Source organism: Streptomyces sp. NPDC035033, assembly GCF_040636735.1.
Classification (GTDB): domain Bacteria; phylum Actinomycetota; class Actinomycetes; order Streptomycetales; family Streptomycetaceae; genus Streptomyces.
Map to the genome: position 1 here is coordinate 1 of NZ_JBEZUZ010000035.1, position 15,183 is coordinate 15,183.

Genomic DNA, 15,183 nt, shown 5'->3' on the forward strand with positions numbered 1-15,183 from the left:
GCTGTTCGGCGCCGCCTCCTCCGCCTGGTAGGCCGCCCACAACCCCCCCCCCGCCCCCCCGGCGCCCCCCCCCCCCCCGCCCCCGGGGGGGGCGGCCCCCCCCCCCCCCGCGGCCACCGCGACACCGGCGCCGACGACCCACAGGAGCGGCTTCCGAACCCCGCTGCGACTGCTCGTGCGGGCCTTTCCGGGCTGCGGCACCGTATGCGCGTGAGAGGGGAACGGGCCAGGAGGGAGGGGTCCCGCCGGAGGGGGGCGGAGCACACCTCGGTCAGCGGCCGCCTGCGTCGGCAGGGCATGCGGATCGGGCGTCGCGCGAGGATCCACCGCGGTGACGACGGCGGTGGGCGGAGCGGCGGTTCGTCCTCGTCCGGCCTCGGTGTCCTCCTCCCCGTCCAGATTGAGCAGGTGCTCGGCCTTTCGGGCGATCGCGGAGGCGATCGGGGCCGGCAGCCAGTCGGCCCCGCCGCCCACCTGGGCGGCCTCCGCCCGGGCACGCAGCGCCGCCGGGGAGGGCCTGTGCTCGGGAGACTTGACCAGACACTCCCGCACGATGGCGGCGAACGCCTCGGGCAGGCCGCTCAGGTCGGGCTCGTGATGCACGATCCGGTACAGCAGCGCCGGGCCGGAACCGCCGCCGAACGGGCCTCGCCCGGTCGCCGCGTACGCGAGCACCGCGCCGAGCGAGAACACGTCGCCGGCCGCGGTCACTTCCCGTCCCTCGGCCTGCTCCGGCGACATGTACCCGGGCGAACCGACTACGAGTCCGGTCCCGGTCAGAGCGGCCCCGTCGGCGGCCCGCGCGATCCCGAAGTCGATCAGCAGCGGCCGGTCCAGGGACAGCAGGACGTTCGAGGGCTTCAGATCCCGGTGCACGAGCCCGCTCGCGTGCACCACCACCAAAGCCTCGGCCAGCCCGGACAGGAGTCTCCACAGGGACGCCTCGGGCAGCGGCCCGTGCTGGTGCACGGCCTCGGCGAGCGAGGGGCCGGGTACGTAGGCGGAGGCCAGCCACGGGACGACGGCCTCGGGGTCGGCGGCCACCACCGGCGCGGTGCCCGTCCCCGACACGGCCTGCGAGGCCCGCACCTCCCGCGCGAACCGCTCCCGGAAGCCCGGCGCTCCGACCAGCCCGGCGTGCACCAGCTTCACCGCCACCGCTCGGCCACCGGGCGAGCGTCCCAGGTACACCCGTCCCATCCCGCCCTCGCCCAGGCGCATCAACAGTCGGTACGGCCCGACCTGTCTCGGATCATCGCCGGTCAACGGCTCCATCCAACGCCTCCAAAAAGAACGGCACTTGGGCCAGACCCCCTATCGTGCCACGCCCGGTGGCGAACGCTTCAGGGACGGATCCACTCATCCCGGCCCGACGCCGGAAAGACCCCCCGCACGACGAAGCCGACACTGGCGGCACAACGCTCCCGCGACCGGCGCAACCGCGGGTTCCGACGGCCTCGGACGAACCTGGGAAGGGGGACGGCGGTGGCACCGTGCGGCCGTCGGCCAGGGCGGGGCAGGCGTTCCCGCTCCCCCTGAGCGAGCGCGGTGATCCTCCGAGCACCGGTTCAGCGGGGCGCGGTTCTCCGGCGCCTGTTTCCGGCCGCGGACGGCTGAACGAGACCGGGCTCGCGCTGTTCCGGCGCCGGCAGGTCGGCATGATCTTCCAGTTCTTCAACCTGATCGACGACCTGCCGGCCCTGGACAACGTCGCGCTGGCCGCCCAGCTGACCGGCACCTCCGCCCGGCAGGCCCGCCGCCGTGCCCTGGAACTCCTCGACGAGCTCGGCGTCGCGGACCGCAGGAACACCTACCCGGCCGCACTCAGCGGCGGCGAGCGCCAGCGGGTCGCGGTGGCGCGGGCCTTGATGAACCGGCCGGCGCTCCTGCTGGCCGACGAGCCGACCGGCGCGCTGGACAGCCGGTCGGGCGAGCAGGTGATGGACCTCCTGATCGACCTCAACCAGATCGGCCAGACCCTGCTGATCGTCACCCACGACCCGCAGCTGGCCACCCGCTGCGCGAGCCGCCTGGTCGAGGTCGCCGACGGCCGGGTGGCCCGCGAGAGCACCCTGGAGCGGCTCGCATGAGCGCCATCTGGAGCGCCTCGCGCGCAGCGGTGAAACGCCGGCGGGTGCAGACCTTCGTGATCGGTCTCGTCGTCCTCTGCTCCTCGGTGACGGTGCTGCTCGCCCTGTCCCTGCTGAGCGCCGCCTCCGGCCCCTTCGACCGGGCCTTCGCCCAGCAGCGCGGCGCGCACGCGGTGGTCGCCTTCGACTCCGCGAGGGTTTCGCACGAGCGGCTCGGCGCGACCGTCCGCCGGCCCGGTGTCGAGGCCGCCGCCGGGCCGTTCGCCCAGGCGGTGGTGACGCTCCCCGAGGACTGGCTCTGGATGGGCCCCGGGGCCCTCACCGTGGTGGGCCGGGCCGACCCCGCGGGCCCGGTGGACCGGCTGGAGCTGCTGACGGGCCGGTGGGCCACCGCCCCCGGCGAGCTCGTGCTGAACTGGCCGGCCGGCGGGGGCCCGAACCCCGCGTGGCTGGGCCAGCAGCTGCGGTCGCCGGGCGCGCCGACGCTCACCGTGGTCGGCTTCGCCGTCTCCATGAGCAAGTCCGCGAACGCGTGGGTCACCCCCGAGCAGGCCGAGGCCCTCCACCCGGCCTCCGCCCAGATGCTCTACCGGTTCACGGCATCCGGCTCCGAGGCGTAGCTGCGGGACGACGTGGACCGGGTCACGGCCGGCCTGCCCGCCGACGCGGTGACCGGCACGCAGACCCACTTCACGCTCAAGCGGGCCTTCTCCGCGCAGGCCGAAGGCTATCTGCCCTTCATGACGCTGTTCGGCGTGCTCGGCCTGCTGGTCTCGGTGCTCATCGTCGGCAACGTGGTCAGCGGCGCGGTCGTCTCGGGCCACCGGCACATCGGCATCCTCAAGGCCATCGGCTACACCCCGAACCAGGTGGTCGCGGTCCACCTGACGATGCTCTCCGTGCCGACCGCGCTCGGCACGGCGCTCGGCACCCTCGTCGGCACCCTGATCGCCCAGCCGGTCCTGCGCATCGCCTTCTCCGGCATCGAGACCGGCACCGCGTCGCTCGACGTCAGCCCCTGGCTCTCCCTGGTCTGCCTGCTCGGCCTCCCGGCGCTCGTCCTCCTCACCGCGCTGATCCCCGCCCTGCGCGCGCACCGGCTGCCCGCGGCCCGGGCGATCTCCGCCGACAGCGCGCCCGGCACCCGGCGCGGCCTGCGGGTGCAGCGCCGCCTCAGCGGCTCCCGGCTGCCGCGAGCGCTCAGCCTGGGCATGGGCCAGCCGTTCGCCCGGCCGGGCCGCGCCCTGCTGACCATGGCGGCCATCGCCCTCGGCGTCACCACGGTCACCCTCACCACCGGTCTGACCGGCACCATGCTCGCGTACGGCGAGAGCGGGAAGGGAGAGGGCGGCACCCTCCACGTGCAGGTGGGTTCCGAAGCCGGCGGCCGGACGCCGCCGGTGCTCGGCGACGGCGAGATCGAACGGCGCCTGCGGGCGGTGCCCGGGGTGGCGACCGTGACCGCGCGCACCTTCACCAAAGCGAGCCTGGCCGGTGCGGGCGGCACCGTCTTCGTCGACTTCTACCGCGGGGACCGGCTCGACTCGGCCGAACCGATCGTCCGGGGACGTCGGCCGAACGCACCGGGGGAAGTGGCGGCCGGTCCGGCCTTCCTCGCCCAGCACGGCTTCGCGGTCGGCGACCGGACCACGCTCCACCTGGAAGGACGGCGGCTGCCCGTCACCTTCGTCGGCATGCTGGCCCAGGGCAACGCCCAGGCGATGGAAGCCACCTGGCAGGCACGGGACGCACTCGCCCCGCGGGCCGAGGCGATCGAGTACGTCGTCCGCCTCGCCCCCGCCGCCGACGCGCAAGCGGCCCGGGCGGCCGTCGCCGCCATCGATCCGGGCCTGCACCCCGAGCCGAAGGGGGCGGGCAACGCGGCCACCACCACCGTGGTCGGTTTCTCCACCGTGTTCACCGTGCTGATCTCCGCCGTCGCCGCACTCGGCGTCTTCAACACCGTGCTGCTGAACACCCGCGAGCGCCGACGCGACCTCGGCATGCTCAAGTCGATCGGCATGACGCCCCGCCAGGTCGTCCTGATGACGGTCATCTCGGTGGCCGGCCCCGGCCTGCTCGCCGGCCTGGCCGGCATCCCGCTCGGCATCGCCGCCCACCGGCTGCTGCTGGACCACGTCGGCTTCATCGTCTTCCCCGAGTCCATGAAGGACGTCTACCACCTGCCGTAGCTGGCGGCGCTGGCCCTCGCGGGCGTGGTGATCGCCGTCCTCGGCGCGCTGCTCCCCGCCCGCTCGGCGGCACGGCTGACCATCGCCAAGGTCCTGCACAACGAGTAGAGCCACGCGGCCCCCTCGTGACGCCCGGAGAGGGCGCTGGGGTCGGCTTCGTCGGTCTCTAGGAACAGCGTTTGTCGACTGGTTCCGGAGGCAGTTGGTGATCGACGGCTGCGGAGATGTCGACGAGCTCTGACGGCACTGCCGACGGGCGTGGCCGTCCGGGCTGGAGAGCCCCGGGGCAGGGCGTGGGATACTTGATCATGCCTGTGACCAATCCGTGGCTGGCCGGCCCGTCTCCGAAGCAGCGGCTCGATCGTGAGCGGCTGGAAGAGCGCATACTCAATCTGCTGTCGTCGCAGAACATGTGTGTGATCGCGACGGCGGGACCGGAGGGGCCGCTCGCGACGCCGGTGCGGTACTTCCCTCTCGGCTTCGCGGTGATGTTCTCCACGGCCGCTGGTTCGCCGAAGATGAGAAATCTCGCCGCGGATCCCCGGGTGTCTGTGGGGATCTTCGCTCCGCTGGTCGGGCAGGCCAGCAGCCGAGGTGCCCAGCTCTTCGGCCGGGCTCGCGTACTGTCCGAGGACGACGCTGATTTCGAGCACTACTGGCCGGCCTTCCGCTGGCAGTCCGACCATGTCGAACGGTCGCGCTCTCTCGACGAACCGCCGACGGGGCCGCTCGTCGTGATCGAGGCCGAGCGGATCGTCTATACCGAGCACTGGCTGCGGCGCGAGGGGTTCGCGCCGCGTCAGTTCTGGACCCGCGCGGACACGTAGCCGGGACCCTCCGGCCGGCTGCCGGAGTGATCAGCCGGTCTTGGCGGGCCCTTCGGCTGCTGCCCGGGCAAGGACCCCGGCGTCTCCCGAACTCGTCGACATCACCCATCCGTAGAACGAGGCGCCTCCCAAAACCATCGACAGGTGACTTCACAACTGCTCGATAAGGCAACTGGGGTGGTGCTGGTTCGCTACGAGACGGAACTGGCAATTCGGGCTGGGCCAGATCACCCGGGCTGTGAGCTCAGCCTCGACCAGATCCGGTACCGCCCGGCCCTGGTCGACGGCCGTCTCACCGGCACCCGCCTCGAGTGCACAACTGACCCCCATTCAATCGCTTCATCCCCCCAAGAAAAGCCATGGCAGGGGCCCAGCCCCCGTCGTAGCGTCAACCGACATGACCGTTAGTCACCACCACAAGCGCGTCTTTCCCGAACTCAAAACCGACATCTCCCCATTGACGTTGTGTGTCCTCACCGCTGGACGAGCCGACGAATATTACGCACTCATCGACCGAAACCGGGAACATCTCACCCGGCACGGCGACTACCGGACGCTGGCCGCCTCGGACTACAAGACAGCCCACGCCGAGCTGCTCAACGACCCGAGCCCGTCCCTCCGCTGCGGCGTCCTCCTGCACGGCACCCTCATCGGCCGCGTCGACCTCGTGGCCGTCCACCCACCCAAGTACGGCTTCGGATACTGGCTCGACCACGAGGCGACGGGACACGGGTACGCCACCGCGGCCTGCCGCGCACTGATCGAGTACGGAGCCGCTGCGCTGGGCGCCACCGACGTGTTCGCGGGCGTCACCCACGGAAATGGCAAGAGCAGCGCCGTGCTGACCCGCCTCGGCTTCGAGGTCGCCGAGGTCTTCGAGACCTACACCCGATACCACCGAGCCCTCGCCGCCCCACCTCGCGCACATCCTGCGTAACTGCCGACAGCCAGCGGCGAACTCCCGACCGCGCACGGCCTCGCGGCACAGCGCGACGTCGGCCAGCAGACGGCCTCCGCCGCCTACGCCTCCCCGGCCGCCTTCGGCCTGGTCCGCACCGACCCCGCGCCACCGCCGCCCGCCGGACCGACGCCGACCTCGGCACCTTCACACCCCCCGACCTGTCCGCGGCCCAGGCGTGGAAGCCCACCGCCGACGGCACCGCCACCGAGCGGACCGCCCTCGTACGGCACTCGAAGCACCGGAGAGACCGCCGCGAAGGCCCCGGTCGGCGTACGCGTCGCGGACTGGCTCGGCCGGGACGTCGAGAGCACCGAGTCCGTCATCACCGCCGAACCCATGGACGAAGCCGCCTGCACCGCCCTGGGCATCCCCACCGGCGTCCCCGGCTTCCGTAACGTCGCCTCATCCGACCCTCCCAGGGGGCACGGTTCTCCTGACGGTCACCTCGGCACGACTCCACCACCGCGTCACCCTCGACATCCTCGGCTGCCCCCACCGAACACGACGTTCGGCCGGCATTCCAGAAGAGCGCCGTCCGCCTCATCGAGGGCGGCACACCGACGCCTGCTTGCCGGCCTCGTCCTTCCTTCTCGTGGTGGGGCTCTGGTCATGTGCTGAAAGGTTCTGATGCTCAGGCGGTGGTGGTCAGGGTCTTTCTGGGTTCATCAGCCGGGGCCGGGGTGGGGGTGACGTGCTCGGCGGTGCGGCGGCCGTAGACGTTGTTCGCGATGACGGCGGCGAGGGTGAGGGCGACGCCGGCGAGTTCGGCGGTGGTGGGCTGGTGACCGCGGGCGGCTTCGATGACGAAGGAGGTGATGGGGACGAGGTTGATGAACAGGACGCCGTTGGCGGGACCGAGGATGCGGGTGGCGTGGTTGAAGGCGAGGATCGCGACGGCGGTGGCGGGGACGGCCATGTAGAGGATCTGCCACCAGCTGGCCGTGTAGTCGGCGACGCCGGGGGTGGGGATGGTGCCGAGGGCGTCGGCTGAGAGGGTGGCGATCGCGATGGTGAGGGTTCCCAGGACGCTCGTGACGGCGGTGTAGCGCAGGACGGAGAAGGTCGGGAAGCCGGCAGCGCCGGTGGTGTAGATGACCCAGCCGATCACTCCGGCCAGGATGGAGAGGCCGCCCGCGCCGATGCCGCCGGTGAAGACGACGAGCGGGTTGCCGTTGCCCAGGACCATGGCGACGCCGGTCAGGGCGAGCAGGACCAGGCCCAGGGTCACGCCGGCTGGACGCTTCTTGGTGCGGGCCCACATGACGACGACGGTGATGGCGGGCATTGCGGCCATGATCAGGGAGGCGGTGGGGGCTGGGGTGGATTGGAGCCCCACGTAGGTGAGGAGGTTGAAGGCGGCGAAGCCGAGCGAGCCGAGGCCCCAGAGCTTGAGGAACTTGCCGTCGGTGCGCAGTGCCTCGCGGCCCTCGACGGCCAGGAGGGCGATGACGAAGATCGCGGAGCCGAGGGCGAAGCGGGCCAGGGTGAGGTGGAAGGGGTCGACGTGGCCGAAGGCGGACTTGGCGACGGTGAACATGCCGCCGAAGGCGAGGGCGGTGGCCAGGCCCCCGGCGGCTGCGGCGGCGGTCTTCATCTCGGCCATGTGGATCTCCAGTGGTGCGGACAGCACAGTTCCGTCAGTTCCGGTATTCGCTGATTGGCGAACACCCGGGTTAACGTATACGTGCGACCGAGAGTCGGTCAACCAGTGTTCGCCAACAAGCAAACACTGGGGATGGTCTGGGAGAACAGCACAGTGAAGCCGCTCCAGCACCCCCGCGCCGAGGACATCAACATCTATGCCGTGCTCCACGCGCTGGCCGAACCGACCCGGATGCGGATCGTGCGGACCCTGGCCGAGGCCGACGGCAAGCCGTGCGGCACCTTCGGCATCAACCTGAGCAAGTCGACGCTGTCCGCGCACTTCAAGGTGCTGCGCGAGGCCGGGCTCATCCGCCAGGAGACCGCTCCGGGCAACTCCCGCGTCAACACCCTGCGCCGCGAAGAACTCGACGCCCGCTTCCCCGGCCTGCTCGACTCCGTCCTCGGCGCGGTCGAGCAGACCGAGCCGGCTCTTCCGCCCGTCTGAGCCCTTCAGGTCACGGGCGTCGCGCGCGGCCCCGGCGGCCTGGAAGCGGTGAAGCGGTAGGGATCCGTGCCGGTCTGGATCAGCGTTCAGCGGAAGGTGATCCGGTCGGCGAGCGCCACGCGGAGTCGGGGATCGTTGAAGATCGAGTCCACTCGTCGCGCTGGTCGGAGAGGTGTTGGAGGGTGCGCAGGAGGTCGGGGAGTGCCTGGTGGCGGCAGACGGTGGCCTCGGTGGCGAAGTCGGTTCAGTCCGGTGTCGAGGGAGGCGGAGGGCGTCTCGACGAGGCCGTCGGTGTAGAGCAGGGGGGTGTCGCCGGGGGCAAGGGTGCGGGTGTGGTTCGTGCGGCCGGGGTCCGGCAGGACGCAGTGGGGGAGGTCGGCCGTCTCGTCGAGGTGGGCGAGGGTGTCGGCGGGGGCGGCGCCGGGGCCGCTCGCGTAGGCGAGAGCGCGGAGCATGCTGCGCATCTGGGTCATGGCGGTGGCGGCGGGCAGGTCATGGCCGGCGACGTCGCCGATGTCGAGGACGAGGGTGCCGTCGGGCAGGGTGAAGGCGTCGTACCAGTCGCCGCCGATCTCGCTGTCGGAGCCGGCGGGCTGGTAGCGGGCGGCCAGGGTCGCGCCGGGTACGGACGGCGGTTCGGTGAGGTGGGCGTGCTGGAGGCCGAGGGCGATGCGGCGGGCGTGCTGGAGGGCGAGGACCTTGCGGATCGGCCGCTGGGGCTGGTGGAGGACCTCTCTGAGCAGGGAGACCTCGCTGGTACCGGGGACGGGGGTGTCACCGCTGGTGGCGGCGATGACTCCCCAGCGATGCTCCTGTCGTCACCGAAACCGTCACGCAGCCCGCCGCCACTCTGGCGCAGCCGGAGGCCGCCGAGATGGGGACCTGTTGAACATGGTCGGGAGCGACTTGCAGCTCGCTCAGGACACCGCGCAGGCCGCCGGGTTCTACGGCTTGGCATCCAGCGACGCGACGGGCCAGGGCAGGATGCAGATCCTCGACCGCAACTGGACGATCTGCTTCCAGGAGCCCGCACCAGGGCAGCACCTGACCGACGTCATCGTCACCGTCCTCGCCGTCAAGGACGACGAGGTCTGTCCGTAACTGCTTTGCCCGAAGGTCCAATCGTCGTGATCCCAAGCCGTTCCATCAGCTCGCGGGAGTGCTGGACGCGGGCACGCTCGGGGCCGGCAACCAGGGGCAGGACCGAACAGGCAGACAGCACCAGGCGCAGAATCCGGATCGCCCGGGCCGACCTGGGGCGATCCTGCATTCTGGCGCCTGAGAAGCTTCTTTGATGTGGCGTGAACAGATCCTTCAGGCGATGGCCAGTGCTGAGCTCGACGCTCCGGCCGGAGAAGAAGCGTTGGCAGCGGTCGAGAGCACACTCGGACAGCCGCTGCCCCCGCAGTTGGCCGGTCTGTTGCGAGAGTGCAACGGCGTGCGAGGACGCTACGGTCTCGACGTCGTCTGGAGCGCCGAGCGGATCGCGAAGGACAACGCGGATCTCCGCAGCACTCGGGACTTCACCGAGCTGTACATGCCGTTCGAACCGCTGATGTTCTTCGGAGACAACGGGGGAGGCGACCAGTTCGCCTTCGTTCGAACTCCGCAACGCGATGAGATCTTCGTCTGGGACCACGAGACGGACAGCCGATACCTGGTCTCCTACAGCCTGGACCAGTACATCGAACGGGCCTTGCAGGCGACCGGAGACTGGTACCGGTAGAACGGCCTCGGAATACAGCACCCTTGGAGTCACGCTCCCTGCCGGCTGGCGCTTCAGCCTGGGACGCGAAGCGTGGTGAGGCGTACGCCAACGACCAGGACGCCGCGGTGTCGCTGGTGCTGGTGGCGGTCACGGCGCGGTCGAACCGTCAGAAGGCCGACCAGAGCCCGTCGACGTGGATGCCGCCCGCTCCGAACGCCGCCTGCCGCTACCTCGGTGAATGGGGCGCCACCAAGCTCCGCTGGGGCCTGTGCGCGGACCGGAAGGTGTGGACGTCAGCGTGCCGTCGACGGTGTGGCAGGGTGGTGGGCATGTGGGCCTCCGGGGCCCGTGAACGTGAGAGAGGTATGCCGTGAACGAGGCCGAGCTCAGGGCGCTGTTCGATGAGATCGACACGGATGGCGACGGGCGGATCAATATCGTCGAGTTGGCGGAGGGCTTCAAGGCCGAGGGCGCCCGTGGGCACCTCGCGGAAGAGGTCAAGAAGGCTATGAGGGCCGACGCGAACCACGACGGGGTCCTGGACTTCGACGAGTTCCGCACCCTGCTGAAGTAGCGTCAGGTCTGACCGCCCGAGCGCCGGGTCCACCGTGGCCCCGGCGTTCGGGCGGACCCCGAGGTCGCCCGGCGTGCTCCTCCTCCCCCTGAGGCGTTGACGACCGGGGGCTCTGTCACGGCACCACCCCAGCTGACCGGACCTCACATCTCCTCAGGGGGAGAAACCGGTTCACCGCGGGGTGCGCGGGAGGCCGTCCGGCGTGGCCTCTGCAAGAAGGCTTCGAACGCCACCGAGGCCGAGCGCCGTGCCGATCGGCTTGCACACCGCCCCAACGCGCTTCATCGCCGCCTCCGGTTCCCCAGCGGCGACAGCAGCGCGACGACAGCGACGCTCATCGTCACCCGTGAGGGTGACCGACGCTGCAAGCTCCCGCCCCACCAGCGTGCCCTCGTCGGCCTGGTCTATCTCCGCCGCCACGACACGCTCGCGCAGATCGCCGCCGGCTTCGGCATATCCGTCGGCACCGCCCACGCCTACGTCACGGCCGTCGTCCGGCACCTGTCCGGCCGGGCGCCCGACTTCCTGCGGGTTCTGCGCGAGGCCGATCCGGACTACGTCCTGCTCGACGGGACGCTCGCCGAGCACGACCGCGTCGGCGACAGCCGGAGCGACTTCTCGTAGAAGCACCGTCGCCACGGCGTGAACGTGCAGGTCCTCGCCGATCCCGCTGGCAAGCTGCTGTGGATCTCGCCCGCGCTGCCCGGCCGCACCCACGACCTGACCGCCACCCGCACCCACCGCATCATCCGGATCCGTGAACGCCAGGGCGTCCCCGTCCTCGCCGACCGGGCCTACATCGGCGCCGGCCTCTGGGCGACCACACCCATCGGACGGCTCCCGAACCGGGACCTCACCACGACCCAGCGAACGATCAACGGGGCCCTGTCGGCGGCACGGGCCCCGGTCGAACGAAGCATCGCAAGGCTGAAGTCCTGGCAGATCTTCCGCCGGGCCCGCTGCAGCCCCAATCACATGACCGTCATCACCGCAGCCATCCTCACCCTGGAACGTCAACGCTGAAAACGCTCAGTGAATCACCTTGGGAGGCGTGCCCCGCGAAGTGCTGGGACCGGAGGGCGTCAGCCCCACTCGCAGCCGATCCCATCATCATCGCGGTCAAGATGGGAGCCGTAGCCGGGCTCTCCTCTGCTTACCGGCGCGGCGCCGGCCGCCCGCGCCGCAGCGCAGTTCTCGAACGGCTCCTGACTCTGCTGCTCGTGATATTTTCCGCCGGGGCTCAGCTCCACCGTGATCGAGTATGTAGCCTCAGCGATCTCGGGCTTCCCCCTCAGCTTCAACGAGTACCGGATCTTGTCCGTGCCTCTGAAGTCCCACTGCGGCGTGTAAGTGACTGTGCCGTCAGCCTCGTTGAGCTCGACCGTTCCATGCTCCGGCTTCGAGAGGAGCCTTACCTCCACGTCCCTGGCCGTGAGGCCTTCGTCGTCATTGAGATGGTCCAGAGAAAATCTTTTGCTGTTGAGGTCCTGGGCGGGGGTGTCCAAGAGGTCGAGTTTCACCGACTTGTGCAGGTCGATCCACAGCGTCTGGTCGCCACCGTGCACGAGGTCGTCTCGAAGTCGCCAGTCCGGCTTTGCTGGCTGCGTAGGCGCTGCCTCCGGCTTGCTCGGGTCTGACTCCGAGGCGTCGTCCATTTTGCAACCCACGAAGACGGCCGCGCCGATGACGACGAGCATGATGCAGCCGACGCAGCCATCCGCGAAGCTGTCCCCACCGTTTTTGGCCATGCGCCGCCCCCCGTTCCGTGCGAACCCCTCCTGCGTTCGTCGCGGAACCGTACATCGCGCACACGTTCCGGTTGCGGGCTGTCTCAGGCTCTGAGCTGCGTCCCAGACGGTGTCTCACGTGGCGCCCGTCCCCTGCGGGGCATAGGGGCTGAGGGCGGGCGGAGCCGTCAGGACGGCCAGCTGAGCCGGCCGTGCATGACGGTCGGGAGAGAGGTGGGCATCTCGTCGGTGACCCAGGCGAACTCCAGCGCCGCGAGCGTGGCTCCCCGGTCCGTCCATACGAGGATCTCGCCGACGTAGGCGCCGGACGGGTCATGGACGTGCGCGTCCACGGGAACGAGCTCGGTCGGCAGTGCCGCATGCTCGCACGGCTCCCGGACCTGCAGATCGACGCTCACGGAGCCGGGCCCCCAGACAGCGGTCACCTCGGTGCGGTCCAGCTGATTCCGCAGTTGCGACGCGCCGTCGAACTCCGCCGACAGGATGTGTTCAAGCACTGCGCGCTCGTCGGCGTTCAACGAGCGCGGGTCGATGGAGAGAGGAGCCATGCACCCATTCTGAGGTGGCGAGGGCAATCGGCGCTTGACGCCCCAGCCTCGGCTCCGTCGGCGGAAAGCCCGGCAACGACGTGCCCGCGCCGGCCCCGATGACACGTACGTGCGCGGGTTCCGCGCCGATCGCCCCTTTCCGGCCCAGGAACCGGCCGCCTCCGTCGCCGGCCCTCTTCCCGCTTCGGCGTTCGCCCTCGGGCAGTTGCCCATCCCAGTAAGGAAAAACGCTGTCCATGGGTGAGCAAGACGCTGTTTCTCATGGCGTGATCGTTTGTCGAACCGTGCGTGAAGGATCTCGTGGAACGGCTGGTGCCGGGCGAGTCGTGGGTGCTGTTCCGACGGGTGGTGCCGCCGACTGAGGTGATACGTCCGCAGGGCGGCGGCCGACGCCGAGCGGGTGACCGCGAGGCCCTGGCCGCGATCGTCTTCGTGGCGACCTCGGGCTGCACCTGGCGCCAGCTCCCGCCGGTGTTCGGCCCGGCCTGGCCCACGGCCTACCGCCGGTTCGCCCAGTGGAGCCGGGACCGGGTCCGGGTCCGGGTCCGGGTCCGGGCGAGGCTCTACCGCGTGATCCTCGACGAACTCGGCGCCCGCGGACAGCTGGACTGGTCGCGGTGTGCGATCGACCCGGTCAGCCTGCGGGTTGCAAAAGGGGGCCGCTGACAGGACCGAATCCGACCGCCAGGCCAGGCCCGAGACCTCAGCACCGAATGGCTTACCGCTGCCGCGTAAGGATGTACCGCTCACCCGAATCCGGCTCGCCGATCCAGGTGAAGACCGTCGGGTGTTCCTCCGTACCGCCGATGTCCCAGCCGACGGACAGGCTCTCGCAGTCCGCGATGCTGAGCTCGTACGGCCGACCGACACCGTCGTTCTCGGTCAGCTGCCATTTCCCGGTGCAGTTGGAGGCACCGGACCGCTCACCCGTGGCCTCGTACGCGTTGACGCCCTTCGCCGTCACCGTGCCGTCCGCCTCGAAGCGGAGGCTTCCGCCGTCGCCGTCCGTCCAGGTGCCGACCATGTCGGCTTCAGTGAGCCGGGGCGGTTCGTAGATCTTGAGGACCCCAGAGCTGTACGCCGCGACCCCGACCGCGAGCGTCACCGCGAACAGCCCCAGACCGCCCAGCGCCACGCCCCCGAGCACCCGCCATCGGGCCCCGGGCCTTCCGGGGTTCCCCGCCGCCCGGGCGCACAAGGTCGCGGGGGCCAGCCCGACGATGAGGCCGAGGGCAAGGGCGGGATAAACGAGCAGGTCGCCGGGGCCGCCGAAACCGGCCAGGAGCACGCAGGAGCCGATGAGCAGCGCCAGGGCGGCGGCAACGACCGCCACAGTGGCCAGGGTGAGCCGCCAGCTGTCGCACCGCCCCGTACGGCGGGCCGCCGCACGCCCGAGGAGGACGAGGGGAAGCACCGCCATCGCCGAACCGGCCAGCCCTGCGATCATCGAAATGACTGCCAGCAGCACGAGCGCGAATATGGTGCCGGACAGCCATCCGAGGCCGCCTTCGCCTCCGTGGGACTCGGACTGCAAGCTGTACAGGACGGCGACCAGCACGGCGATCACGGTCTCAGCCCCGATTGCCACAGCCCCGGTGGTGAACACCGCGGCGTTCCCGCCGTCCGGAGGCCGCACCGGCATGAACCCCTGCGGCGGCGGACCCGGATGCCCAGGAGCCCCCGGCGGTGTCAGCCCCCATTGTGGCGACGTGGTCTGCGTCGTGCGTCCCCCCCCTATGTCCCGGCACATCATGCACCTAAGGGCTGTCCCGCAAGTAATCTCAGGCTGCGTTTGAGGTCTGCCGTAGCCACACGATCTGGGCCTCGCCTTCACAAGCGGACTACAGGCGGTCCGGGCCGGCCACTGTTTCGATCGCCAGAGGTGGGCAGATCTCTTCTTCCCTGGTGAGGTTCGCCAGTTCGTGTGGCGGCTCGGCTCCGTTTCGGACGGCCATGACGTAGGTCCTCGCCTCCTGCAGGCTCAAGCGCGGAGCCTGCTTGCGGAGGTGATGCATCGCGGCCACCGTCCCGGCGGAGTTCATCAGCGCGAGCACGGAAGCGGCCAGGGGGGCGTGCGCCCGCACCCCCTTGATCTGCCGGAGGTAGAGCTCCTCCCAGTCCTCGCCCACCCACGTGGTGACAGGGATGTGGTGGACGCTCCCGTCGTACCGGTCCACCAGGTAGGGGCCGCCGCCGACGAGGAGATCGCGCAGATCGCGTGTGCGGGCGTACTCCGCCGAGTTCCAGAAGACGAGCCAGCCCAACGCGTGCTCCTTCACCTCGTGGACGACCAGCTCGTGTGCCAGCCGCATCGTGGCCAGCAACGACTCCACCCGTTCGACGGCACGCTCCTTGGAGATCACGCCTTCATCATCCACATCGGGTCAACCGGATTTCCCACCACGCCAGCACTGCGCACTGAGACCCCAAACGCGGTCGCAGACGC

Annotated in this window: 15 protein-coding genes and 4 pseudogenes; 12 read left to right on the forward strand and 7 right to left on the reverse strand. The window is 70.6% G+C overall.

The features are described 5' to 3' along the window. A partial coding sequence (locus tag AB0E83_RS16460; RefSeq protein WP_362111273.1) for a serine/threonine-protein kinase occupies positions 1-1,275 on the reverse strand: 1,275 nt, incomplete at its 3' end. Positions 1,276-1,613: 338 nt separating this feature from the next. On the opposite strand from AB0E83_RS16460, the pseudogene AB0E83_RS16465 reads away from it, so the two are divergent. From AB0E83_RS16465 to AB0E83_RS16485, 5 genes and pseudogenes are all read left to right on the forward strand, one after another. Then, a pseudogene (locus AB0E83_RS16465) lies at positions 1,614-2,090 on the forward strand (ATP-binding cassette domain-containing protein); the annotation flags it as partial. Next, a complete protein-coding gene (locus tag AB0E83_RS16470; RefSeq protein ID WP_362111276.1) occupies positions 2,087-2,710 on the forward strand; it encodes a hypothetical protein in 624 nt (207 codons plus the stop codon). The pseudogene AB0E83_RS16465 and the gene AB0E83_RS16470, both read left to right, overlap by 4 nt. 12 nt (positions 2,711-2,722) lie before the next feature. Then, positions 2,723-4,282, forward strand: a complete 1,560-nt coding sequence (locus AB0E83_RS16475) for an FtsX-like permease family protein (protein ID WP_362111279.1) — start codon at positions 2,723-2,725, stop codon at positions 4,280-4,282. A gap of 308 nt (positions 4,283-4,590) precedes the next feature. Beyond that, the gene (locus AB0E83_RS16480) at positions 4,591-5,109 is read left to right on the forward strand and encodes a pyridoxamine 5'-phosphate oxidase family protein (protein WP_362111282.1); all 519 of its coding nucleotides are present in this window, start codon (positions 4,591-4,593) and stop codon (positions 5,107-5,109) included. A 397-nt stretch (positions 5,110-5,506) separates the two neighbouring features. Then, positions 5,507-6,046: a GNAT family N-acetyltransferase gene (locus tag AB0E83_RS16485; RefSeq protein ID WP_362111285.1), complete on the forward strand. Its 540-nt coding sequence runs from the start codon at positions 5,507-5,509 to the stop codon at positions 6,044-6,046. A 655-nt stretch (positions 6,047-6,701) separates the two neighbouring features. Here the strand turns inward: AB0E83_RS16485 and AB0E83_RS16490 are convergent. Beyond that, on the reverse strand, positions 6,702-7,673 hold the full coding sequence (locus AB0E83_RS16490) for a DMT family transporter (protein WP_362111288.1): 972 nt from the start codon (positions 7,671-7,673) through the stop codon (positions 6,702-6,704). A gap of 132 nt (positions 7,674-7,805) precedes the next feature. Here AB0E83_RS16490 and AB0E83_RS16495 point away from each other — a divergent pair, with 132 nt between their 5' ends. Further along, positions 7,806-8,159, forward strand: a complete 354-nt coding sequence (locus tag AB0E83_RS16495; RefSeq protein WP_362111291.1) for a helix-turn-helix domain-containing protein — start codon at positions 7,806-7,808, stop codon at positions 8,157-8,159. 86 nt (positions 8,160-8,245) lie between these two features. Here the strand turns inward: AB0E83_RS16495 and AB0E83_RS16500 are convergent, their stop codons facing one another. Then, a complete protein-coding gene (locus AB0E83_RS16500) occupies positions 8,246-8,953 on the reverse strand; it encodes a SpoIIE family protein phosphatase (RefSeq protein ID WP_362111425.1) in 708 nt (235 codons plus the stop codon). Positions 8,954-9,065: 112 nt separating this feature from the next. On the opposite strand from AB0E83_RS16500, the gene AB0E83_RS16505 reads away from it, so the two are divergent. From AB0E83_RS16505 to AB0E83_RS16525, 5 genes and pseudogenes are all read left to right on the forward strand, one after another. After that, entirely contained in the window at positions 9,066-9,260 is a 195-nt protein-coding gene (locus AB0E83_RS16505; protein WP_362111294.1) for a hypothetical protein, read from the forward strand. 220 nt (positions 9,261-9,480) lie between these two features. Further along, on the forward strand, positions 9,481-9,885 hold the full coding sequence (locus AB0E83_RS16510) for an SMI1/KNR4 family protein (RefSeq protein WP_362111297.1): 405 nt from the start codon (positions 9,481-9,483) through the stop codon (positions 9,883-9,885). Positions 9,886-9,929: 44 nt separating this feature from the next. Then, positions 9,930-10,145 (forward strand): annotated as a pseudogene (locus tag AB0E83_RS16515) (HNH endonuclease); the annotation flags it as partial. 92 nt (positions 10,146-10,237) lie between these two features. Beyond that, positions 10,238-10,441, forward strand: a complete 204-nt coding sequence (locus AB0E83_RS16520) for an EF-hand domain-containing protein (protein ID WP_362111300.1) — start codon at positions 10,238-10,240, stop codon at positions 10,439-10,441. A gap of 333 nt (positions 10,442-10,774) precedes the next feature. Further along, positions 10,775-11,464 (forward strand): annotated as a pseudogene (locus tag AB0E83_RS16525) (transposase family protein); the annotation flags it as partial. 59 nt (positions 11,465-11,523) lie between these two features. Here AB0E83_RS16525 and AB0E83_RS16530 read toward each other — a convergent pair. After that, entirely contained in the window at positions 11,524-12,189 is a 666-nt protein-coding gene (locus AB0E83_RS16530) for an excalibur calcium-binding domain-containing protein (protein WP_362111303.1), read from the reverse strand. 167 nt (positions 12,190-12,356) lie between these two features. Then, positions 12,357-12,737 (reverse strand): hypothetical protein, encoded by a 381-nt coding sequence (locus AB0E83_RS16535; RefSeq protein ID WP_362111306.1) that lies wholly within the window; start codon positions 12,735-12,737, stop codon positions 12,357-12,359. Between the two features lie 288 nt (positions 12,738-13,025). On the opposite strand from AB0E83_RS16535, the pseudogene AB0E83_RS16540 reads away from it, so the two are divergent. Further along, positions 13,026-13,426, forward strand: a pseudogene (locus tag AB0E83_RS16540) (transposase); the annotation flags it as partial. 29 nt (positions 13,427-13,455) lie between these two features. On the opposite strand, the gene AB0E83_RS16545 reads toward AB0E83_RS16540, so the two are convergent. Next, complete coding sequence (locus tag AB0E83_RS16545) at positions 13,456-14,343, reverse strand: hypothetical protein (protein ID WP_362111439.1); 888 nt, start codon at positions 14,341-14,343, stop codon at positions 13,456-13,458. Positions 14,344-14,578: 235 nt separating this feature from the next. Then, positions 14,579-15,100 (reverse strand): YrhB domain-containing protein, encoded by a 522-nt coding sequence (locus tag AB0E83_RS16550; protein WP_362111309.1) that lies wholly within the window; start codon positions 15,098-15,100, stop codon positions 14,579-14,581. Positions 15,101-15,183 lie beyond the last annotated feature (83 nt).